Origin of the sequence: Pseudoxanthomonas sp. F37 (assembly GCF_022965755.1) — a bacterium.
Taxonomy (GTDB): Bacteria; Pseudomonadota; Gammaproteobacteria; order Xanthomonadales; family Xanthomonadaceae; genus Pseudoxanthomonas_A.
On the sequence record NZ_CP095187.1, the window covers coordinates 1011634 to 1033294 of the forward strand.

General features: G+C 69.6%; 24 protein-coding genes and 1 pseudogene. 11 read left to right on the forward strand and 14 right to left on the reverse strand.

All coding sequences use genetic code 11. The features are described 5' to 3' along the window. Positions 1 to 98: 98 nt before the first annotated feature. Both MUU77_RS04600 and MUU77_RS04605 read right to left on the reverse strand, forming a co-directional pair. Positions 99 to 440, reverse strand: a complete 342-nt coding sequence (locus MUU77_RS04600) for a nucleotide pyrophosphohydrolase (RefSeq protein ID WP_245092091.1) — start codon at positions 438 to 440, stop codon at positions 99 to 101. 10 nt (positions 441 to 450) lie between these two features. Beyond that, the gene (locus tag MUU77_RS04605) at positions 451 to 1833 is read right to left on the reverse strand and encodes an L-serine ammonia-lyase (RefSeq protein ID WP_245092093.1); all 1383 of its coding nucleotides are present in this window, start codon (positions 1831 to 1833) and stop codon (positions 451 to 453) included. Between the two features lie 72 nt (positions 1834 to 1905). Between MUU77_RS04605 and MUU77_RS04610 the strand changes: the two genes are divergently transcribed. Further along, complete coding sequence (locus tag MUU77_RS04610; protein ID WP_245092095.1) at positions 1906 to 2130, forward strand: glutaredoxin family protein; 225 nt, start codon at positions 1906 to 1908, stop codon at positions 2128 to 2130. Beyond that, positions 2127 to 2603 (forward strand): hypothetical protein, encoded by a 477-nt coding sequence (locus MUU77_RS04615; protein WP_245092097.1) that lies wholly within the window; start codon positions 2127 to 2129, stop codon positions 2601 to 2603. The genes MUU77_RS04610 and MUU77_RS04615 overlap by 4 nt, the downstream gene beginning before the upstream one ends. 12 nt (positions 2604 to 2615) lie before the next feature. On the opposite strand, the gene MUU77_RS04620 is transcribed toward MUU77_RS04615, so the two are convergent. From MUU77_RS04620 to MUU77_RS04630, 3 genes and pseudogenes are all read right to left on the reverse strand, one after another. Continuing rightward, entirely contained in the window at positions 2616 to 3161 is a 546-nt protein-coding gene (locus MUU77_RS04620) for a YceI family protein (RefSeq protein WP_245094227.1), read from the reverse strand. A gap of 4 nt (positions 3162 to 3165) precedes the next feature. After that, the gene (locus MUU77_RS04625; RefSeq protein ID WP_245092099.1) at positions 3166 to 3780 is read right to left on the reverse strand and encodes a cytochrome b; all 615 of its coding nucleotides are present in this window, start codon (positions 3778 to 3780) and stop codon (positions 3166 to 3168) included. Between the two features lie 56 nt (positions 3781 to 3836). Next, positions 3837 to 4448: pseudogene (locus MUU77_RS04630) on the reverse strand (YceI family protein); the annotation flags it as partial. A gap of 108 nt (positions 4449 to 4556) precedes the next feature. On the opposite strand from MUU77_RS04630, the gene MUU77_RS04635 reads away from it, so the two are divergent. Both MUU77_RS04635 and MUU77_RS04640 read left to right on the forward strand, forming a co-directional pair. Then, the gene (locus MUU77_RS04635) at positions 4557 to 8123 is read left to right on the forward strand and encodes a hybrid sensor histidine kinase/response regulator (protein ID WP_245092106.1); all 3567 of its coding nucleotides are present in this window, start codon (positions 4557 to 4559) and stop codon (positions 8121 to 8123) included. A 3-nt stretch (positions 8124 to 8126) separates the two neighbouring features. Beyond that, complete coding sequence (locus tag MUU77_RS04640; protein WP_245092108.1) at positions 8127 to 9107, forward strand: hypothetical protein; 981 nt, start codon at positions 8127 to 8129, stop codon at positions 9105 to 9107. A gap of 8 nt (positions 9108 to 9115) precedes the next feature. Here MUU77_RS04640 and MUU77_RS04645 read toward each other — a convergent pair whose 3' ends face one another. The 5 genes from MUU77_RS04645 to MUU77_RS04665 all read right to left on the reverse strand — a co-directional run bounded on the left by MUU77_RS04645 (position 9116) and on the right by MUU77_RS04665 (position 12829). Then, a complete protein-coding gene (locus tag MUU77_RS04645) occupies positions 9116 to 9598 on the reverse strand; it encodes a hypothetical protein (RefSeq protein WP_245092110.1) in 483 nt (160 codons plus the stop codon). A gap of 234 nt (positions 9599 to 9832) precedes the next feature. Beyond that, a complete protein-coding gene (gene hemE, locus MUU77_RS04650; RefSeq protein ID WP_245092112.1) occupies positions 9833 to 10903 on the reverse strand; it encodes a uroporphyrinogen decarboxylase in 1071 nt (356 codons plus the stop codon). 19 nt (positions 10904 to 10922) lie between these two features. Beyond that, on the reverse strand, positions 10923 to 11177 hold the full coding sequence (locus MUU77_RS04655) for a WGR domain-containing protein (protein WP_093300856.1): 255 nt from the start codon (positions 11175 to 11177) through the stop codon (positions 10923 to 10925). Between the two features lie 9 nt (positions 11178 to 11186). Further along, entirely contained in the window at positions 11187 to 12290 is a 1104-nt protein-coding gene (aroB, locus tag MUU77_RS04660; RefSeq protein ID WP_245092114.1) for a 3-dehydroquinate synthase, read from the reverse strand. Further along, positions 12287 to 12829 (reverse strand): shikimate kinase, encoded by a 543-nt coding sequence (locus MUU77_RS04665; protein WP_245092116.1) that lies wholly within the window; start codon positions 12827 to 12829, stop codon positions 12287 to 12289. Before MUU77_RS04665 ends, aroB begins: the two co-directional genes overlap by 4 nt. A gap of 108 nt (positions 12830 to 12937) precedes the next feature. Here MUU77_RS04665 and MUU77_RS04670 point away from each other — a divergent pair, with 108 nt between their 5' ends. Continuing rightward, positions 12938 to 13141, forward strand: a complete 204-nt coding sequence (locus MUU77_RS04670) for a dodecin family protein (RefSeq protein WP_162110435.1) — start codon at positions 12938 to 12940, stop codon at positions 13139 to 13141. A 14-nt stretch (positions 13142 to 13155) separates the two neighbouring features. Here MUU77_RS04670 and MUU77_RS04675 read toward each other — a convergent pair whose 3' ends face one another. Continuing rightward, positions 13156 to 13992, reverse strand: coding sequence for a kinase (locus MUU77_RS04675; RefSeq protein ID WP_245092118.1), 837 nt, complete (start codon positions 13990 to 13992; stop codon positions 13156 to 13158). Positions 13993 to 14023: 31 nt separating this feature from the next. On the opposite strand from MUU77_RS04675, the gene pdxH reads away from it, so the two are divergent. The 4 genes from pdxH (at position 14024) to MUU77_RS04695 (ending at position 17142) form a co-directional block, all read left to right on the forward strand. Next, positions 14024 to 14626, forward strand: a complete 603-nt coding sequence (gene pdxH / locus MUU77_RS04680; RefSeq protein WP_245094233.1) for a pyridoxamine 5'-phosphate oxidase — start codon at positions 14024 to 14026, stop codon at positions 14624 to 14626. Beyond that, positions 14599 to 15072: an aminoglycoside 6'-N-acetyltransferase gene (aac(6'), locus tag MUU77_RS04685; protein ID WP_245092121.1), complete on the forward strand. Its 474-nt coding sequence runs from the start codon at positions 14599 to 14601 to the stop codon at positions 15070 to 15072. Before pdxH ends, aac(6') begins: the two co-directional genes overlap by 28 nt. 3 nt (positions 15073 to 15075) lie before the next feature. After that, positions 15076 to 15870 carry a cobalamin-binding protein gene (locus MUU77_RS04690; RefSeq protein WP_245092123.1) on the forward strand — a complete coding sequence of 265 codons (795 nt, stop codon included), beginning with the start codon at positions 15076 to 15078 and terminating at the stop codon, positions 15868 to 15870. A 348-nt stretch (positions 15871 to 16218) separates the two neighbouring features. After that, entirely contained in the window at positions 16219 to 17142 is a 924-nt protein-coding gene (locus tag MUU77_RS04695; RefSeq protein WP_245087217.1) for a transposase, read from the forward strand. 33 nt (positions 17143 to 17175) lie between these two features. Here MUU77_RS04695 and MUU77_RS04700 read toward each other — a convergent pair whose 3' ends face one another. From MUU77_RS04700 to MUU77_RS04710, 3 genes are read right to left on the reverse strand one after another with little or no spacing between them, the layout of a single operon-like run. Beyond that, a complete protein-coding gene (locus MUU77_RS04700) occupies positions 17176 to 17637 on the reverse strand; it encodes a DUF4426 domain-containing protein (RefSeq protein WP_245092125.1) in 462 nt (153 codons plus the stop codon). A gap of 60 nt (positions 17638 to 17697) precedes the next feature. Beyond that, the gene (gene proC, locus MUU77_RS04705; RefSeq protein WP_245092137.1) at positions 17698 to 18540 is read right to left on the reverse strand and encodes a pyrroline-5-carboxylate reductase; all 843 of its coding nucleotides are present in this window, start codon (positions 18538 to 18540) and stop codon (positions 17698 to 17700) included. Positions 18541 to 18570: 30 nt separating this feature from the next. After that, positions 18571 to 19254, reverse strand: coding sequence for a YggS family pyridoxal phosphate-dependent enzyme (locus MUU77_RS04710; protein ID WP_245094236.1), 684 nt, complete (start codon positions 19252 to 19254; stop codon positions 18571 to 18573). A gap of 93 nt (positions 19255 to 19347) precedes the next feature. Between MUU77_RS04710 and MUU77_RS04715 the strand changes: the two genes are divergently transcribed. Beyond that, a complete protein-coding gene (locus tag MUU77_RS04715) occupies positions 19348 to 20385 on the forward strand; it encodes a type IV pilus twitching motility protein PilT (protein WP_093490243.1) in 1038 nt (345 codons plus the stop codon). Between the two features lie 131 nt (positions 20386 to 20516). Then, positions 20517 to 21647, forward strand: coding sequence for a PilT/PilU family type 4a pilus ATPase (locus MUU77_RS04720; RefSeq protein WP_245092139.1), 1131 nt, complete (start codon positions 20517 to 20519; stop codon positions 21645 to 21647). The last annotated feature ends 14 nt before the right edge of the window (positions 21648 to 21661 follow it).

The following is a 21661-nucleotide window of genomic DNA, read 5'->3' on the forward strand; positions in this document are numbered from 1 at the left end:
GGCTGTCGTTGCCGCGTGGCCCGCGTGTGGCCGGAGGCCGTATCCCGGGGACAGCATCAGGCCTGCCGGAAAATGAAGATCAGGTTTGGGTGAACCTGTCAGGTGGCACCTGCATCTGCACCCAGTTCGCGGGAGACGTGCTCGGACAGGTCGGTGAGATTCCTGACGAACTCGGCCTGCAAGTCGATGCCGCACTTGTGCGCCAGAACGATGATCGACCACAGGCAGTCCGACAGCTCGTGGCCCAGCTTGCCTTTGCAGTCATCGATATGCCGGACGCCGGCATTCGCCTGGATCAGCTTCGCCAGATCGCCTACATCTCCCACGAACCCGAGTGCGAGTTCCTCCGTACTCCAGACGCGACCATAACGTTTGATCTCAAGCTGCTCATAGAGCTCGTTCAGGCGCAGGGCCAACTTCTCAAGGTCGTGAAGATTCATGTCGTGCCGCCTAGCACTCGATCACATTGACAGCCAACCCACCCCGGCTGGTTTCCTTGTACTTGTCCTGCATGTCGCGGCCGGTGTCGCGCATGGTCTTGATGACCTTGTCCAACGAGACCTTGTGCTTGCCGTCGCCGCGCATCGCCATGCGGCTGGCGTTGATGGCCTTCACCGCGCCCATCGCGTTGCGCTCGATGCACGGGATCTGCACCAGGCCGCCGATCGGGTCGCAGGTCAGGCCCAGGTTGTGTTCCATCCCGATCTCGGCCGCGTTCTCGATCTGGCTCGGCGTGCCGCCCAGCGCCGCGACCAGTCCGCCGGCGGCCATCGAACACGCCACACCCACCTCGCCCTGGCAGCCGACCTCGGCGCCGCTGATGCTGGCGTTCTCCTTGTAGAGGATCCCGATGGCCGCTGCGGTCAGCAGGAAGTCGAACACGCGCTGCTCGCTGTTGCCGGGGCAGAAGCGGTCGTAGTAGTGCAGCACCGCCGGAATGATGCCGGCCGCGCCGTTGGTGGGCGCGGTGACCACGCGGCCGCCGGCGGCGTTCTCCTCGTTCACCGCCAGCGCGTACAGGTTCACCCAGTCCAGCACCGTCAGCGGATCGCGCATGGCGGCCTCCGGCTTGCTGGACAGTTCGCGATGCAGCGCGGGCGCGCGGCGGGCGACGTGCAGGCCGCCGGGCAGGGTGCCTTCCTCGCGGATGCCGCGCGCCATGCACGACTGCATGGCGTTCCAGATCGCGCGCAGGCCGTCGCGGATCCCGTCCTCGCTGCGCCAGGCCTTCTCGTTCTCGAACATCAGCGCCGCGATGCTCAATCCACTGCGCTGGCACTGCGCCAGCAACTCGTCGCCGCTCTTGAACGGATACGGCAGCGGCGTCTCGTCGGCGACGATGCGGTCCACCGCCGCGTCGTCCTGGTTGACCACGAAGCCGCCGCCGACCGAGTAGTAATCGCGCGTGGCGATCACCTCGTCGTTGGCGTCGTACGCGGTGAAGCGCATGCCGTTGGTGTGGTACGGCAGCTTCTGCCGCTTGTTCATCAGCAGGTCGCGCTTCTCGTCGAACGCGACCGGGTGGGTGCCGCTCAGCAGGATGCGCTTGCCGGCGCGGATGCGCTCCAGCGCGGGCGGGATGATGTCGGGGTCGATCTCGTTGGGGTAGTGGCCTTCCAGGCCCATCAGCACCGCCTTGTCGGTGCCGTGCCCACGGCCGGTCAGGGCGAGCGAACCGAAGACTTCGGCGCGGATGCGCGCCACGTCCTGCAGGCGCCCGCCGTCGACCAGCCAGCGCGCGACGAAGCGCGCGGCCGCGCGCATCGGACCCACCGTATGCGATGAACTGGGACCGATGCCGATCTTGAACAGGTCGAACGTACTGACTGCCATGCTGCGAACCGCCGCGGAAAGGCCGCTATTCTAAGCACGTACGCGCCCGACGCCTTTCATCCCCCTGCCGCCATGCCCCTGATCCTCTACCAACGCGACGACTGCCACCTGTGCGACCTGGCGCTCGACGTGCTCGCGCAGGCGCGGGTTCCCGAGTTCGAGAGCGTGTTCATCGACCAGGACGAAGCGATGGAAGTGCGTTACGGCACCCGCGTTCCCGTGCTGCAGCGCAGCGACACCGGCGAGGAACTGGACTGGCCGTTCAGCGCCGAACGCGTGACGGCCTGGCTGTCGTGACCGTGGGCAGCGCTTCCCGCTGGATGGCGCTGCTCGGCATGGTGTCGGGAAGCGCGGCGGCGGCTGACGTGGACCTGGCGAAGGGGGGCACCGGCCCGGCCGGCGGGTTCGCCTGGGAAGGGCAGACGCTGTCGCAGGTGCTGCCGGTGGACGACATCGAACGCATCGTGCTGCTGAAGGCGGTGACCAGTGCGCCCGCTTCGCTCGACCTGCGCAATCTGCGCCGCATGCTGGGCGATGCCGCGCACGCGCCGCTACACCGCGCGGACGACGATGCCCGCGCCCTCCTGCAATGGGGCGGCCACGACACGATCTGGGAAGCCGTGCTGCTGACCAGGACCGGCGGGGTGTTCGGCCTGGTCGTCCGTGCCGATGACGAGACCGAACATATGGCCGGTGGCCATCGCGCCTGTCTTGCCGATGAAAGAGGACGGCGCGGATGTTTCGGCATTCCTCCGGCACCAGGCGGCTGAAGCCGCCGGGCCTCAGGGCTTGGGCTTCAATACCACCTTCGTGCTGATCGCCACCTCGTTGGGGATGGTCGAGGTGTCGGCCCAGTCGCCGCCGCCCACGCCGAAGTCCAGCCGTTTCACCGTCGCCTTGCCGGCCAGCACGGGCTGCGCGCCGGGCGTCCAGGTGAAGGTCAGCGTCACCGGCTTGCTGGCGCCGCGCAGCGTGAGCGTGCCATCGGCCGCGTACTGGTTGCCGCCCAGCGCGCGGAACTTCGTCGCCGTGTAGCGCGCCTGCGCGAACTTGCCCACGTTGAAGAAGTCGGCCGACACCAGCGTGTCGTCGCGGTCCTTGTTGCCGGTCTGCGTGCCGGCCAGCTGGATGGCGACGTCCAGCTTGCTGGCCGTCAGCTGCTTCGGGTCGAAGCTCATGGTGGTGGTGAAGCCGCCGAACCTGCCGGTGAAGGTTTCGCCCTGATAGTTGCTGGCGAACACGAGCGTCGAGCCGGAGGCCTGCACGTAGTCGGCGGCAGCGGCCTGGCCGGCGGTGGCCAGCAACAGGGTGGCGAGCGCCAGGCGCATGCGGTCAGGGGTTTTCATCGGGGGAATCCTGCGGGGTGGGGGAAGCGGGAGCGGGCGCCGACGCGAGCGCCTTGCGGCGTCCCGGCAGCATGCGGGCGAGCGTGGCGTCGCCCTGGAAGACGTGGTGGTACAGCGCTGCGCCGGCATGCGCCAGCACCAGCACCACCAGTACCCAGAACAGCAGTTCGTGCGCGCCTTCGGCGGCTTCGTGCACGCTGTCGCTGCGGCCGGTGATGGCCGGCAGGTTGAACAGCTTGAACCACTGCAGGGGATAGCCGGCGGAGGAGTTCAGCACCCAGCCCGACAGCGGGATGGCGAACAGCAGTGCGTACAGCAGGAAGTGGGTCGCCGATGCGATGCGCTGCTGCCAGGTGGGCGTCCCGGGCACCGGCGCCGGCGCACCGGCGTATACGCGCCACAGCACGCGCAGCACGACCAGCGCCAGGATGGTCAGGCCGATCGACTTGTGCAGCGCGTAGATGTTGATCTTGCGCGGTCCGTTGGGCAGGTCGCCCATGGTCAGGCCGATATACGCCATCACCAGGATCAGCACCACGATGACCCAGTGGAACAGCTGGCTGACCGCACCCCAGCGCGCGTCGGTGTTCTTCAGGGTCATGGCGTCGGCTCCGGCGGTGGTGGTGGGGAAGGCGGGGTGTCGGCGGACGGCACGTCGTCATCGGCCTTGCCGTCGTAGGTGGCCTCGGCCTCGATGCGCAGCTCCACCGGGTCGCCGATCACCGACTTCCAGGCCGTGATGCCGAAGTCGGCCCGGCTCAGCGTGGCGGTGGCGGAAAACCCCACCGTGCGGCGGAACGGCGGCAGCGGGTGGCGCTTGGCGGCATTCAGGACGACATCGAGGACGACTTCGCGCGTCACGCCGCGCAGGGTGAGGTCGCCATGCACGCGCGCATGCGTGGCATCGACCGGTTCGACCCGCGTGGAGACGAAGCGCGCTTCGGGGTGGCTTTCCGCATCGAGCAGGGACTTCGCCAGCGTGGCCTTGTTCCAGTCGGCATCGCCCAGGTCCACGCGCACGATCGGCACGCGCACGTCGACCTTCGCGCGGGTCCAGTCGCCGGGATCGAAGGCCAGCGTGCCGGTGCTGCCCGATACGGTGCCGATGGCGCGGGAGAACCCGGCATGCGAGATGGCGAACATCACGCGCGTGTGCACCGGGTCCAGGCCGTACTCCGCCAGCGTGTCGCGGGCGCCGGCCACGGCGGGCAGCAGCGCCAGCAGGCAGCCGGTGCGCAGCAGCAGGTGGCGGAGGAAGGATCCGGGCATGGGGTCGGATTCTAGGGGGGCGGCCGCTGAAGATACCCCGCTTGCGCGTGCAACGGTCCGTTGCGACGATGCCGGAAGGGGTCACCAGGGAACGAGGGGCGGGCGGGAATGGCGAGGCGTGCGGGGTGGCTGTTGCTGGTGTGGCTGGTCTGCGCGTCCGTGCAGGCGACGGTGCCCGAGATCCCCCGCTTCCGCCTGCTGGGGGCCGGCGACGGCCTGCCCTCGACCACCATCCCGGCGCTCGCGCGCGACCGCTCCGGCTATCTGTGGATGGCCACCTGGGATGGCCTGGCACGCTACGACGGCGTGGGCTTCAAGGTATGGCGCCACGATCCGGCCGATCCGGCCTCGCTGCCCGGCAACGTGGTGCAGGCGCTGCACATCGACGCCGCCGACCGCGTGTGGGTCGGCACCGAGAACGGCGGCCTCAGCGTGATGGAGGCCGACCGTGGCGGATTCCGCCATTTCCGCCAGGCGGAGCATCCGCAGATGGGCAGCGACGATGTGTTCGCCATCACCAGCCGCGGCGCCGACGTGTGGTTCGGCACGTTCGGCGGTGGATTGCACCGGCTGTCCGCCGACGGCCGCATCACGCGGTTCGCCGCAGCGGCCGACGGCGGGGACGGCCTGCCGTCGGACAACGTGCTGTCGCTGGCCTTCGATGCGCGTGGCGTGCTGTGGATCGGCACCATGGGCGGGCTTGCCCGCTACGACGGGCGCGAGGTGCGCCGCTTCGCATTGCCGGATGGCCAGGATGCGATCATCTATTCGGTGACCGCGGACGGCAATGCGGTATGGGTCGGCGCATCCGATGGCGTGTACCGGTGGTCGCCGGAGCAGCGGTGGGTGTCGCCTCCCTGGTCGCCGATGTTCGCCCGGCCCAACGCGCTGATCGCGATGGCCAGTGACGGCCAGGGGGAGTACTGGCTCGCCAGCCAGGGCGGGCTGTGGCGCACCGATGGCGACCTGGCGCCCGCACCGGTCAACTACGATGCGCAGAACGTGGGCATCGGCCGCGTCCTGCAGACCGTGCTGGCACTGCCGGACGGCGGGCTGTGGGTACCGGTGCCGACGCGCGGACTGGCCTACCTGCGTTCGGACTGGCGGCGCATCGCCGCGTTCTCGCCGGCACAGGGCCTGGGCGGCGGACTCTACCGCGGCATCTCGCAGGCCGGGGCGGACGGCATCTGGATCGCCAGCAGCACCGGCAAGGTGGAGCGGCTGGACACCCGCCGCGGCCACGTCACCCCGCTGTCCCACCACGCGGCCATGCTGGGCGAACTGCGGCTCACCTCGGTCCTGCAGGACCGCCATGGTCAGCTGTGGATCGGCCACCGCAACGGCCTGATCCGCACCGATCCCCGCACCGGCGCGATGGTGCAGTGGACGCAGCAGGGCAGTCACGCCGTGCCCGACAACACCTCGATCGACTGGCTGGTGGAAGCGGCGGACGACACCGTGTGGCTGGTCACGCAGATGGGCAGCGTGCAGCAGCGCGACGCCCGCAGCGGGCGCGTGCTGCGCACGATCGCCAAGGACGACGCCGGCCACGGCCTGCCCGACATCGAAGGCATCGCGGCCGCGCCCGACGGCCGCCTCTGGCTGGGCGGTGCCGAAGGCATGCGGGTGTGGGACGGGGCCGCCGCGCGCTTCGTTCCCGTGCCCGCCATGGGCAGCGACCGGGTATATGCGTTCGCCTTCGAACACGCCGACCGCCTCTGGCTGCACCGCATGTCCGGCGTGGAGGCGTGGCGCCGCGATGCGGCCGGCTGGGTGCGCGAACGCCGGGTCGGTGCCGACGAGGGCTTGCCGGCCGTCGAGTCGACCGGGCTGGCCGTGGATCCGCAGCGCCGGGTGTGGCTGGGTACCCGGCGCGGGCTTTTCCGCATCGATCCGAACCTGCGCGGCTCCCGCGCGCTGCTGCGCAACTTCGGTGTGCGCGAAGGCCTGTTGAGCCAGGAGCTGAACGACCGCGGCTTGCTGATGACGGCCGACGGCCTGCTGGCGACGACGGCGGCGGACGGCTCGGTGGCGCTGCTCGACACCCACCTGCCGGACCCCAGACCGGTGACGCCCAGCCTGGTGGTGGACAGCCTGCAGGTGAGCCGCGGCGACAGCCTGGTGCCCATGCGCGTGGACCAGCCGCTGCAGCTGCAGCCGGACGATCACGAGTTGCTGGTCAGCGCGCGCCTGCTCAGCTACGAGAATCCGCTGGGCAATCGCTACCGGTCGCTGCTGGAAGGATTCGATGGCGGCTGGGTCGACCAGGGCGCGAGCGGCGAGCGGGTGTTCTCCGCCCTCGGCCCCGGCCGCTACCGCCTGCGGATGCAGGCCTTCGATGCGGCGGGCAATGCCTCGCGTGAACAGGTCCTGCGGGTACACGTGCTGCCGCCGTGGTGGCGCAGTCCAGGGGGGCTGCTGCTGTTCGCCGTGCTCGGCCTGCTGGCCCTGGCGATGGCCGGCGCCGCGTACCGCCGGCGCGTGCGCCGGCGCAGTGCCTGGCAATTGGCCGAACACAAGCGCGAAGTCGCCGAGCAGGCCTCGTTGGCCAAGACCCGTTTCCTGGCCACGCTGGGCCACGAGATCCGCACGCCCATGACCGGCGTGCTGGGCATGACCGAACTGCTGCAGGCCACGCCGCTGGACGAGCGGCAGAAGGGCTACACCGACGCCATCCAGCGTGCCGGCACGCATCTGCTGCGCCTTGTGAACGATGCGCTGGACCTGGCCAAGATCGAAGCCGGCAAACTGGAGTTGCAACAGGTCGAGTTCGACCTGCATGCGCTGCTGGGCGATGTCGCCGCCCTGATGGGGCCGGTGGCGGGCAAGCGCGGGCTGGCGTTCCACCACGGCATCGCCGCGGGCGTCCCGCGCAGGGTGCGCGGCGATCCGCTGCGGCTGCGGCAGATCCTGCTGAACCTGCTGGGCAATGCGATCAAGTTCACCGAGGCCGGCCATGTGTCGCTGCATGCCGTGCCGCTGGCGCCGCAGGGCGTGCGGCTGACCGTGGGCGACAGCGGGCCGGGTATCAACGCCGAACAGCAGGCGCGGCTGTTCCGCCGCTTCGAACAGGCCGAAGGGGCGCAGACCACGGCGCGCTATGGCGGCAGTGGATTGGGTCTGGCGATCTGCCAGGAGCTGGCGATGGCGATGGACGGACGCATCGGGGTGGACAGCGCGCCAGGCAGGGGCACCCGCTTTTCCGTGGACCTGCCCGCACTGCGCGCCACCGCCGACGCCCAGGCCGCAGCCGCGACGGATGCGACGCCCGTTGCACCGGCCCGGCCGGTCGGTGCGCTGGATATCCTGCTGGTCGAGGACGATACGACCGTGGCGGACGTGGTGGCGGGCCTGCTGCGCGCGCGCGGTCACCGGGTGGTGCATGCGCCGCACGGACTGGCCGCCCTCACCGAGATCGCGGCGACCCCGTTCGACCTTGCCTTCCTCGACCTGGACCTGCCCGGCCTGGACGGCATGGCGCTGGCGCAGCAGATGCGCCAGCGCGGCGTGGATACCCCGCTGGTCGCGCTGACCGCACGCACCGATGCCGAAGCCGAGCCGCATGCGCGCGCGGCCGGCTTCGACGATTTCGTCCGCAAACCGGTCACCGGCGACATGCTGGCGGCGGTGATCGCATCGCTGCCCGCGCGCGGCGTGCGGGTGGCGGAGGACTGACCCGTGAAGGCTCTCATCCGTCGGACGGTCGCGATCTTCACCCTGGCGTGGGCCGCGACCGCGGTTGCCGGCGCGATGGCGGCCGAGGCGGATGCACCGCCCCCGTTGCTGGGGCACTACATCACCGGCTCCCGCGCGCTGTATCCGCTGCGCGTGGGCGACTGGGAAGCCGCGGGCGAGAAGCGCTACGAGCAGCAGGAACTGGGCGTGTCCGTGCGCTACCAGGACAGCCGCCGCCCGGATCGCTGGATGGACCTGTACCTCTATCCGGCCGGGGTGATGTTCGACCCCGTGTTCGAGCAGGTCTTCCAGCAGAGCGTGGACGAGATCGTGCAGATCGCGCGGAGCCGGCGTGCCGGCGACGTGCAGGCAGGTCAGGCGCGCGTGTTCGCCACGGTGCCGGCCGCCGGTGCCGGCTTGCTGGGCGAGCTGGCCGTGAAGGCGCGCTCGTTCGCCCTGGACATGCCGCTGGGCGATGCGCGCTACCGCTCCGCGCTGGCCATGACCGTGCGCGATCTCTACTTCATCAAGGTCCGCTACAGCGTGCAGGCCGACAGTGCCGCGGACGCCGACGTGCAGGGCGAGGCGGAAACCCTGCTGGCCGGCTTCGTGGCCAGCGTGCGCCTGCTAAACACCGGGCATTGCCGGCAGGTCCTGCAGGTGCGCGCCATCCGGCAGGGGCAGGCGCGGCCCGGGGCCCTGCTGGCCAGCACCAACGACGGGCGCGAAGACGAAATGTGGATCACCGACGAGGCGGTCTACCTGCGCGGCGAGGTCATCGAGCGCCAGGCGCAGGCGGCCAGGTTGCGGGACGAGGCGCAGGCGATCCGCGACGTACTGCGTGGCCATTGCGTGGCCCCCGAGGCGATGGACGTGGCCGTCCCCGACGGCATGCGCGAGATCCGCTTCGAGTACCGCCTGCCCCCGGAACGTTCCGACGGCAGCGCGCCCCGCCTGCGCGGGCAGCGCACCGGCGTGGGGTGAGCTGCGCGTCAGTGGATGGCGTGGGCTTCGATCACCCCGAGCAGCGGGTCGTAGTAGAACCAGTCGCTGGCGTTGTCGGCGATCCAGCCGATGCGCGCGCGCGCGGCGGGCGGAACGTGGCAGAGCACGGCATGGCCGTAGTCCTCGCCGGGTGCGGACGGCGCGGGCGGAGCGTCCGCCAGCAGGTCCTGCAGCGAGCCGGGCTTGTCGCCCCAGGTCAGGCACTCGGCCTGCGCGCTGCTGTCCAGGGGCCAGTCCATCCGCGACCAGAATGCGTCGCGGCCGCGTGCCTGCAGGCGATGGGCCTCGTGCGCCTCGTCCGCCGCGACCAGGATGACGCGCCAGTGGCTGCCGGCTTGCTCCACCCGCCAGACCACGTCGTCCGCCGACGCGGTCGCCGTGTGGCCGTAGTCACCGGCGAAGGCAGCCGGTTCGCCGGTACGTGCGATGCACGGCAGCGCACACAGGAGCAGCAGAAGGTATCCACGCATCGGTTCAGTCCGCCCAGGCTTCGATATACAGGGTTTGGCCGGCAGGGTCCGGATCGGCGTGGATCCATTGGCCGGAGGTGTCGCCGGGGAAGTCGCCGCCCGCCACCTGCAGGGGGGCTGGCGTGGCGGTTCCCCCGCATGCACGCGCGCGCCGGCCACCGGCAACAGGCCGGCGCCGGTGGGCACAGGCGGGTGGCGGCATTCCATTGCGTCGCTCAGGCGGAAAAGGCGCGCTCAGCGTGCGCTGTAGGCGTGCACTTCGTCCACCAGCACGGCCACGTGGTCGGGGTTCATGTCCGGCGACATGCCGTGGCCCAGATTGAACACGTGGCCCTCGCGCGAACCGCCGTTGCCGTCGCGGTAGCTGTCCAGCGCGCGGCGCGCTTCGCGGCGGATCGCCTCGGGCGAGCCGTACAGGGTGGCCGGATCCAGGTTGCCCTGCAGCGCGACCTTGCCCTGCGTGCGGCGCGCGGCGTCGCCCAGCTCGACCAGCCAGTCCACGCCCACGCCTTCGGCACCGCTGGCCGCCAGGTCTTCCAGGTAGGCGGCGGTGCCCTTGCCGAACAGGATCAGCGGCGTGCGTTCGGCGCCCTCCCCACGATCGAGTTCCTGCGCGATGCGCTGCAGGTAGGGCAGGGAGAACTCGCGGTACATCGCCGGGCTCAGCACGCCGCCCCAGGTGTCGAACACCTGCAGCGCCTGCGCGCCGGCCGCGCGCTGGGCGGCCAGGTAGGCGATCACGGCATCGGTGTTGACCGACAGCAGGCGGTGCAGGGCGGCCGGTTCGTTCAGCGCCATCGCCTTGATGCGGGCGAAGTCCTTGCTGCCGCCGCCTTCCACCATGTAGCACGCCAGCGTCCACGGGCTGCCGGAAAAGCCGATCAGCGGCACCTTGCCTTCCAGTTCGCGCCGTATCACCCGCACCGCGTCCATGACGTAGCGCAGCTCGGTCTCCATGTCGGGCACGCCCAGCTTCGCCGCGTCGGCGGCGCTGCGCACGGTGCGCTCGAACTTGGGGCCTTCGCCTTCGACGAAGTACAGGCCCAGCCCCATCGCATCGGGGATGGTCAGGATGTCGGAGAACAGGATGGCGGCGTCCAGGTCGAAGCGGCGCAGCGGCTGCAGCGTCACCTCGCAGGCCACCTCCGGATTCTTCGCCATGCCCAGGAAGCTGCCGGCCTGCTTGCGCGTGGCCCGGTACTCCGGCAGGTAGCGGCCGGCCTGGCGCATCAGCCACACCGGCGTGCGGTCCACGGGTTCGCGGCGCAGGGCGCGCAGGAATCGATCGTTCTTCAGGGCAGTCATCGGATATCCGGGGGAGGGGTTACTTGGGCGCGTCGGCACCGCGGGCGAACATCAGCTGGAAGCCGCGCTTGAGGTGGCTGTCGCGGGCCTTCTCGAACGCGGCGTTCGCCTCGTCCTGCAGCAGGTACTGCTCGCGCTTGAGCGTCGCGCGGCCACCGATCTGGCCGGTTTCGCGCAACAGCTCCCAGCCCCCGAACAGGTCGGGCTGCAAGGTCAGCTGGACGTAGCGGGGCGCTTCGCCCGCGTCGGGGCGTTGCTGGAGGAAGACGCGCATGGCGGCATTTTAGCCGGACAGCACGGCCAGCACGCGGCTTTCGTCCACCCCGGGCACCACCTCGGCCTGGCCCAGGCCGCGCCACAGCACCAGCCGCAGGCGGCCGGCCAGGTTCTTCTTGTCCAGGCGCATCCGGGCCAGCAGGCTGTCGGGGGCCAGTCCGGCGGGAATGCCGGTAGGCAGGCCGTAGTCGCGCAGGGCCGTCTCCAGGCGCTCTGCGTCGCCGCGCGGCGCCATGCCCAGGTCGGCGGACAGGCGCGCGGCCAGCACCATGCCCACGGCCACGGCCTCGCCGTGGTTGAGGTTGTCGTTGCCCAGGCCGCCGTAGCCCTGTTCGGTCTCGATGGCGTGGCCGAAGGTGTGGCCGAAGTTCAGCAGCGCGCGCTCGCCCTTCTCCAGCGGGTCGCGGGCCACGATCTCGGCCTTGTGCTCGCAACTGGCGGCGATGGCCAGCGCCAACGCCTCGCCGTCCATCGCCAGCAGCGCCTGGCGTTCCTGTTCCAGCCACTGGAAGAAACGCGCATCGCGGATGGCGCCGTACTTGATCACTTCCGCCAGGCCGGCGCGCAGTTCCCGCGGGGGCAGCGTCGCCAGCGCATCGGTGTCGGCGAACACGGCGCGCGGCGGATGGAAGGCGCCCACCAGGTTCTTGCCCTGCGGGATGTCGACCGCGGTCTTGCCGCCCACCGACGAATCCACCATCGACAGCAGCGTGGTGGGCACCTGCACGCAGTCCACGCCGCGCATCCAGCAGGCGGCCGCGAATCCGGCCAGGTCGCCGACCACCCCGCCACCCAGCGCCACCACGCAGGCGTCGCGGGTGGCGCCCAGGGTGGCGAGCGCCTCGATGGCATGGCCGAAGTGCGTCAGCGTCTTCGACTCCTCGCCCGCGGGCAGGATGAACGTGCCGATGGCCAGGTCCGGACGGGCGGCATGCAGCGCCTCGCGCACCGTGCCGGCGTACAGCGGCGCGACCACCGAATCGCTGACCAGCAGCACGTGCCGGCCGCGGATGTGCTGCGCCAGCGCGCTGCCGTCGCCCAGCAGGCCCGGCCCGATGGCGATGGTGTAGGGGGTCTCGCCGCCGACATCGACGGTACGTGTGTGGTTCATGCGTTCTCTTCGATGGGCTGCCAGCGGTGCGCCAGCAGCTGGGTCAGGCGGGCGGTGGCTTCCGGTGGCGTCAGGCCGTCGGTGTCCACGGTCAGGTCCGCGATCTCGCGGTACAGCGGCTCGCGCGTCAGCGCCATCTCGTGCAGCACCTGCTCGCGGTCGGCGCGCTGCAGCAGCGGGCGGTTGCTGCAGCGGCCCAGGCGCTTGAGCTGCGCCTCGACGCCGACCTGCAGATAGACCACGTAGCCGCGTTGTTTCATCAGCAACCGGTTGTCGGCATCGAGCACCGCGCCGCCGCCGGTGGATATCAACTGGCCGCAGCCGGCCACGAGTTCGCGCAGGACGGCTTTCTCGCGTTCGCGGAAGCCGGCTTCGCCCACGTGCTCGAACAGCGTCGCGATGCTCGCCCCCGTGCGCTCCACGATGGCCTGGTCCGCATCGACGAACGCCAGCCCGAAGCGCTCGGCCACGCGCTTGCCGATGGAGGTCTTGCCCGCGCCCGTGGGGCCGACGAGGATCAGGTTGGGGGCCGGATTCATGATGCGCAGATGCTAGCACCGCACCGCGCATGGCGTGGCGCGGCCTTAACGCGGCGGGGACTACGGTGGCCACCCGGCACTGGGCCGGCCACCGTGGAGGAACGCACCATGTCCGTCGCCAAGATCATCGAGGTCAACGCCGCGTCCAAGACCAGCATGGAAGACGCCGTGAAGGTCGGCCTGAAGAAGACCTCCGAGACCGTGAAGAACATCAAGGGCGCCTGGGTGAACGAGATCAAGGTCGTCACCGACGACGGTGGCAACGTCACCGAATGGCGGGTCAATCTGCGGATCAGCTTCGTGGTGGCGTGAGCCGGGCGGCTGGACTACTGCGCGGTGATGGGTCTGCGCTGCTCGTCCAGCCTGACCACGCGCTCGGCCACCGCCGGCAGCGTCGCCAGCAGGTGCCGGCTGGTGCGTTCGTAGTGCTGGATGAAGCGGTCCAGCTGCGCGCGGTCCATGCCGGTGCGTGAGGGGTGGCGTGCGGCCATCGCCTGCTCCTGCTGCCATCGCCACGTGCGCACCACCTCGAACCCCGGCGGCTGCAGGAACCACAACGCATCGATGCGCGACCACAGCGCGGGATAGTCGCGCCGCAGCGCATCGTTGCAGTACCGGCGCCAGCGGCCGTCCGCGTCGTCCTCGCGTTCGAGCGCATTGAGCGGCGTGGCCAGCGCGGCATCGTCCTCGGGTCGGGCCTTCAGGCACCAGCCTTCGAACAGCACCAGGTCCACGCGGCCTGCAACCTGCGTCCAGGCGTGTTCATGCGCGCGATCGTCTGCCAGCTTGTCGAAGCGCGGCAGCACCACGTCCTCGCCTTTCCGCAGCGCATCCAGCAACTGGCAGCCGAGCGCCGCGTCGTGGGTGCCGGGCGGTCCGCGGGTGGCCAGCAGCGGGTGCACGTCCAACGCCAGCCGCTGTCGTTGCGCGCGCGTCAGGTACAGGTCGTCCAGCGACAGCACCGCCACGCGCAGCCCTTCGCTGCGTGCGCGGGCCGCCACCTGCGCCGCCAGGGTCGATTTGCCGCTCCCCTGCAGCCCGGCGATCGCCAGCACCGGCGTGGGCGCCGGCAGCGCGCGTGCGGCCGCCAGTGCGTCGGCGACCAGCCGGTCGGGGAAGCCGTCAAGGTGCGGGAATGCCGCCATCGCGCGACAATAGCGCATGCCCGGCACGCGGGCGCCACCCCCCAACGCCATGACCGACCTGTACGCCGAAGCCCTGTCCACCTTCACCACGCTGTTCGGCGAAGCCAAGGCCGCGGGCACCGAAGTCGAGCCCAATGCGATGATGCTGGCCACCGCGACCACGGATGGCCGGCCTTCCGCCCGCACTGTGCTGCTGAAGGCCTTCGACGCGTCGGGCTTCGTCTTCTACACCCACACGCACAGCCAGAAGGGGCGCGAACTGCACGACAACCCGCGCGCCGCCCTGTTGTTCCTGTGGCGCAGCCTGCGCGAGGCCGGCATCCAGGTACGGGTGGAGGGTGCGGTGACCCCGGTCAGCGACGCCGAAGCCGATGCCTACTTCGCATCCCGTCCGCGCCAGAGCCAGTTGGGCGCCTGGGCGTCCATGCAGTCCGAGACGCTGGATTCGCGCGAGGCATTCGACACCCGCATGGCCGAGGTGGAGGCGCGCTTCGCCGACCGCGAGGTGCCGCGGCCCGAGGGCTGGAGCGGCTACCGCGTGGCGCCCGACGCCATCGAGTTCTGGTATGGCGCACAGTTCCGCCTGCACGAGCGCTGGCGCTACGAATGCGATGCCGCCGGCGTATGGAGCAAGCGGATGCTGTTTCCTTGACCGTGCCTATCCGGGCGGCGACCGCTGCCGACATCGATGCGTGGGTCGCGATGCGCCAGGCGCTGTGGCCCGATGCCGAGGCCGGCGAGCTCCGGGCCGAGGCGCTGGCCTGGGATACCGGCAACGGCATCGCGCTGATCGCCGTCGACGCCGGCGACCGGGCCATCGGCCTGGCCGAGGCCAGCCTGCGTCGCGACTATGTCAACGGCACCGAAAGCTCGCCCGTCGGCTTCCTCGAAGCCTGGTACGTGGATCCGGGCCATCGCGGTCGCGGCGTCGGCCGTGCGCTGATGGCCGCGGTCGAGGATTGGACGCGCGCGCAGGGGTGCAGCGAGCTGGCGTCCGATGCGCTGCTCGACAACACCGCCAGCCATGCCGCGCACGCGGCGTGCGGTTTCGAGGAAACCGAGCGCGTGGTCTACTTCCGCAAGCCATTGCAGGGCTGACCCATGGGCCCGCGCCGCATCGTCTGCCTGACCGAAGAGCCGACCGAGACGCTGTACGCGCTGGGCGAGCAGGACCGCATCGTGGGCATCAGCGGTTTCACCGTGCGTCCACCGCAGGCACGCAGGGAGAAGCCCAAGGTCAGCGCGTTCACCAGCGCGAAGATCGACCAGATCCTGAAGCTGCGCCCCGATCTCGCCATCGGCTTCTCCGACATCCAGGCCGACATCGCGGCCGAACTGGTGCGGCAGGGCGTGGAGGTCTGGATCAGCAACCACCGCAGCGTGGACGGCATCGTCGACTACGTGCGGCGGCTGGGCGCGCTGGTGGGCGCGGCCGCCCGCGGCAACGACTATGCCGATGCGCTGCAGCGCGGCCTGGACGACGTTCGCGCGCAGGCGGCCAGGCTGCCGCGCCGGCCGACGGTCTATTTCGAGGAGTGGGACGAACCGCAGATCACCGGCATCGGCTGGGTGTCGGAGCTGATCGGCATCGCCGGCGGCGACGACGTGTTTCCCGAGATGGCGCGCGAGCCGCTGGCCAGGCACCGCATCCTCGCCGACGGCAGCGACGTGGTGCGGCGCGCGCCCGACATCATCCTGGGCTCGTGGTGCGGCAAGAAGTTCCGCCCCGACCGGGTGGCCGCGCGCGCCGGATGGGAGACGATCCCCGCCGTGCGCGACGGCGAACTGCACGAGATCAAGTCCCCGCTGATCCTGCAGCCCGGACCGGCGGCGCTGACCGACGGCGTGCGGGCCATCGCGGCGATCATCCGGCGGTGGGCGGGGCGTCACGGGTGATGCTGGCTTCTCTGTGGGAGCGACGTCAGTCGCGACCGTGGAAATGATGTGACCCTATCCCTCCATCGGGCCAGCCTGCCGTGGTAGCCGTGTCCGCCATCGGACTCCATGGTCGGGAAGGCGTGCGGTCGCGACTGACGTCGCTTGTGTCTATCGATTGGGTAGATTGCGTTGTGAGAGCGGAGTGCGGCAGCCCGATATGTCGCTGTGCGTTAGCACGTGTAGGAGTCCGGGGCGCCGCACTCCGTACTCCCATCTCAAGCCCGAACAGTTGCACGGATGGCAGTCCGCAGTACAAGCCAGGGATCGATGGGAGTGCTCTCGCCCCTAGGCTACTACGGAGTGCGCATGAATTCGTACGTCGGCATCGATGTCTCCAAGGACGAACTGGTCGTCCATGTCCTGCCCGCCCAGCAGGACCGCGTGTTTCCCAACACCGCTCAGGGTCTAGTCGGACTGGTCGGCTGGCTGCTGGAACTGGAAGGCTGCCGGGTTGCCTTCGAGGCCAGCGGCGGCTATGAACGCGATCTGTTGGATGGACTGCACCAGGCCGGTGTGGCGGCCGTGCGTTTGCCGGCCCGGCGTCCACGCGATCTGGCCAGAGCGTTGGGCTTGAAGGCCAAGACCGATGCCCTGGATGCCCGCGTGCTGGCCCTGGCCGCGCAGATGCTGCCGGCCACTACCACGCCCCCTGCGACCGCTCCGATGCAGAACCTGCGCGAGTGGTTGCAACTGCGCACGGCCCTGGTGCAGGAGCGCGACAATCATCGCCGACGGATCCAGCAGGTGCGCCAAGCCTCTGTGCAGACCTTCCTGCGCTCGGTCATCGACAGCCTGCAACAGCGAATTGCCCAGGTCGAGCAGCAACTACGCTGCGCCCTTGAACGCTGTCCCGTCCAGATCGGCGCCGCGCCGGGACTGGGCCCGATCCTGCGTGCCACCCTGGCCGCCCGCCTGCCGGAACTGGGCCAGCTGGACCGGCGGCAGATCGCCTCCCTGGTCGGTCTGGCGCCCTACAACCGCGACAGTGGACGCTGGCGTGGTCAGCGCTGCATCGGAGGCGGAAGGGCCGATGTGCGACGCGTGCTCTACATGGCGACCTGGGCCGCCATCCGGGCACGCTCACCCCTGGCGCAGACCTACCAGCGGCTGGTAGCCGCAGGTAAACCCAAGAAGCTCGCAGTGACCGCCTGCATGCGCAAGTACCTGACCATGCTCAACGCCATGGCGCGCGATCAAGCGCCATGGGCGCCTGCTACGTCGACGGCCTAGACACAGTTGACTCCTACAGAGGTCATGGACGCCTCAGAAATTCCGCTGGAACGTCACCGTCTCCGTGCGACCGCCTGCGGTCACCACCACCTCGAAACGATAGGAGTTGCGCGGCGAGACGCGGGCGGTACCGATCAGGTCGGTGTAGCCACCGGCGTCGACTTTGCGCAGTTCGATGGTCTGGCGCGTGCCGGAGAGGTCGTGCGCGGTCACGCTGACCTCGCCGTCGGCATCGATCTCGTCGCTGCCCTTCACCTCGCGCAGGGCGACCAGGACCAGCGCGGTGCCCGCGTCGCGCTGCACGCCGTACTGCTTCGCAACGGCCTGGCTCAGCGACAGCGAGGGCAGGGCGTTGTAGCGCACGCGCAGTGTGCCGAAGTCGGTTTCGGCAGGTGCCGGCGGCACGAATTCCGCCGTGCGCGGCGCCTGGCCGCCGGAGCAGGCGGTGAGCAGGGCCGACAGGATGAGGGCGGAGGGGGCAAGGAGGCGCTTCATGGAAAAAGACTCGTCGTGGAGGCTGCGTTGTACGGGGTGCGGGGCGGAAGCGATGCGGGATCAGTCGTTCGCCGCGGACAGTTCGCCACCGCGTACGGTGGCCGCATGCACGGCCCGGGCGACCAGCGCTTCGAAACCGCCGGCCTGGAAGGTTTCGATGGCGGCCTGGGTGGTGCCGTTGGGGGAGGTCACGCGGCGGCGCAGTTCCGCCGGCGTTTCCCCGCTTTCGGTCAGCATGCGTGCGGCGCCCAGCACGGTCTGCAGCACCAGTGTGCGGGCGGCGTCGGCCGACAGGCCTTCGGCGAGGGCGGCCGATTCCATGGCTTCTGCCAACAGGAACACATAGGCCGGGCCGCTGCCGGAGACGCCGGTGACGGCGTCCATGTTCGCTTCGGCCTCGATCCATACCGTCGGGCCGGCCGCGGAGAGCAGCTGTTCCGCGCGTTCACGGCCGGCGGCATCGACTTCTTCGCTGGCATGCAGGCCGGTGACGCCGGCACCCAGCAGCGCCGGTGTGTTCGGCATGCTGCGCACCACCGGCAGGCCGCCGCCCAGCCAGCGCTGCATCTGCGCCACCGTGATGCCGGCGGCGATGGAGACGGCCAGGGGGCGCTGCGCCTGTGCCATCGCTGCCAGCGATCCGCATACCGTGCGCATGACCTGCGGCTTCACCGCGAACAGCCAGGTGTCCGCGCCGTAGGCCGCTTCGCCCGCCTCGGCGAAGACCTGCACGCCGAAGTCGGCCGCCAGCCCGGCACGCAGGGGCTCGTTGGGCTCCGCCACGCGGATGCGCGAGGGGTCGGCGCCGCGCTTGAGCAGGCCGCCGATCAGGCTGCGCGCCATGTTGCCGCCGCCGATGAAGGCCAGGGGATGCGTCAGCACGCGCGACGTGGAAGGGGTCATGGCGTCAGGCCTCTTGAAAGTCGAAAGGAGTCAGGCGGTTCGGGCCGGACGCGCGCCGAACAGGGCGGTGCCGATGCGGACCATCGTGGCCCCGTGTGCGACGGCCAGCGGGTAGTCCTCGCTCATGCCCATCGACAGGGTGTCCACCCCGGGATGCTTCGCCGCCAGCGCTTCCTGCAGCGCCTGCATGCGGCGGAAGGCCTCGACGCGCCGGGCCGTGTCGGGGTGGGGCGCGGGAATGGCCATCAGCCCTCGCAGGCACAGGCGCGGTTCGGCCGCGATCGCCTCGGCCAGGCCGGCGACCTCGTCGGGCCGGCAGCCGTGCTTGCTGGCTTCGTCATCGATGTTCACCTGCACCAGCACGTTGAGCGGCGCGCGGTCCGCGCGCCGATAGCGTGACAGAGCGCCAATCAATTTGTGACGGTCTACCGTCTGCACCCAGTCGAACAGCTGCGCCGCGAGTTCGGCCTTGTTCGACTGCAGGTGGCCGATGAGGTGCCATTCCAGGTCCATCCCGGCCAGTTCGCCGATCTTCGCCTGGGCCTCCTGCACGTAGTTTTCGCCGAAGGCGCGCTGTCCGGCGCGCGCCAGTTCGGCCACGGCCGAGGCCGGTTGCAGCTTGGACACGGCCAGCAGCGCGGGCGTTGGCCGATGCGCCGCTTTGGCTGCGTTTTCAAGGTGTTGCAGGGTCTCGCTGAGGGTGTCGGCGAGCATGTTCATCCAACCATTGGCGGGGACGGCAAGGGCGCTATACTGCCCTTCGGGGAATCAACGTTCCAGTTCGCAGCAACTTGGGGAAGCAGCGTCATGGATATCGCCGAACTTCTGGCGTTCTCGGTAAAGAACAAGGCCTCCGACCTCCACCTCTCGGCCGGCCTGCCGCCGATGATCCGGGTGGACGGCGACGTGCGCCGCATCAACATCCCGGCGCTGGACCACAAGCAGGTGCATGCGCTGGTGTACGACATCATGTCGGACAAGCAGCGGCGCGACTTCGAGGAGTTCCTGGAAGTCGACTTCTCGTTCGAGATCCCGTCGCTGGCGCGCTTCCGCGTCAACGCGTTCAACCAGAACCGTGGCGCCGGCGCCGTCTTCCGCACGATTCCTTCGGAAGTGCTGACCCTGGAAGACCTGGGCTGCCCGCCGCTGTTCCGCGAGCTGATCCAGCAGCCGCAGGGCCTGATCCTGGTCACCGGCCCGACCGGTTCGGGCAAGTCGACCACGCTGGCGGCGATGATCGACCATATCAACAAGAACGAGTACGGGCACATCCTCAGCGTCGAGGACCCGATCGAGTTCGTGCACACCTCGCAGAAGTGCCTGATCAACCAGCGCGAAGTGCACCGCGACACGCACGGCTTCAACGAGGCGCTGCGTTCGGCGCTGCGCGAAGACCCGGACTACATCCTGGTCGGCGAGTTGCGCGACCTGGAAACCATCCGCCTGGCGCTGACCGCCGCGGAAACGGGCCACCTGGTGTTCGCCACCCTGCACACCAGCTCGGCGGCCAAGACCATCGACCGCGTGATCGACGTGTTCCCCGCCGGCGAGAAGCCGATGGTGCGCTCCATGCTGTCCGAATCGCTGCGCGCGGTGATCTCGCAGGCGCTGCTGAAGAAGATCGGCGGTGGCCGTACCGCGGCGTGGGAAATCATGGTGGGCACCCCGGCCATCCGCAACCTGATCCGCGAGGACAAGGTGGCGCAGATGTACTCGGCCATCCAGACCGGCCAGCAGAGCGGCATGATGACCCTGGACCAGCACCTGCAGGACCTGGTGAAGCGCGCGCTGATCACCCGCCAGCAGGCCAAGGAATACGCGAAGGACAAGCGTCTGTTCGAATGATCGAAGAGACGCGGGATTCGGGAATAGAGAATCGGGAATAGTTCAACGCTGGGACTCGGAAAGGCTGGAACGGATCGGCGGCACGATTCCCCATTCCCCATTTCCCATTCCCGGCTCCACAGGAGCCACCCATGAGCACCATCGACTTCACCTCCTTCCTCAAGCTGATGGCGCACCAGAAGGCGTCGGACCTGTTCATCACGTCCGGCATGCCGCCGTCCATCAAGGTGCACGGCAAGATTTCGCCGATCACCCAGACTCCGCTGACGGCGCAGCAGTCGCGCGACCTGGTGCTGAACGTGATGACGCCGGCGCAGCGCGAGGAATTCGAAAAGACCCACGAATGCAACTTCGCCATCGGCGTGGCCGGCGTGGGCCGCTTCCGCGTGAGCTGCTTCTACCAGCGCAACCAGGTGGGCATGGTGCTGCGCCGCATCGAGACGCGCATCCCGACCATCGAAGAGCTGAACCTGCCGCCGGTCATCAAGACGCTGGCCATGACCAAGCGCGGCATCATCATCTTCGTGGGCGCCACCGGCACCGGCAAGTCCACGTCGCTGGCGGCGATGATCGGCTACCGCAACCAGAACTCGACCGGCCACATCATCACCATCGAAGACCCCATCGAGTTCGTGCACAAGCACGAGGGCTGCATCATCACCCAGCGTGAAGTCGGCATCGACACCGACAGCTGGGAAGCGGCGCTGAAGAACACCCTGCGCCAGGCGCCGGACGTGATCATGATCGGCGAGGTGCGTACCCGCGAGGGCATGGACCACGCCATCGCCTTCGCCGAAACCGGCCACCTGGTGCTGTGCACGCTGCACGCCAACAACGCCAACCAGGCGATGGACCGCATCATCAACTTCTTCCCGGAAGACCGCCGCACCCAGCTGCTGATGGACCTGTCGCTCAACCTGAAGGGCGTGGTGGCGCAGCAGCTGATCCCCACGCCGGACGGCAAGGGGCGCCGCGTGGCGATGGAGATCATGCTGGGCACGCCGCTGGTGCAGGACTACATCCGCGACGGCGAGATCCACAAGCTGAAGGAAGTGATGAAGGAGTCCACCAACCTGGGCATGAAGACCTTCGACCAGAGCCTGTTCGAGCTGTACCAGGCCGGCGAGATCAGCTACGAGGACGCGCTGCGCTATGCCGACTCGCAGAACGAGGTGCGCCTGCGCATCAAACTGGCCCAGGGTGGCGATGCCCGCACGCTGGCGCAGGGCCTGGATGGCGTGGAGATCGCGGAAGTCCGCTGACTTGCGCGCGAGGA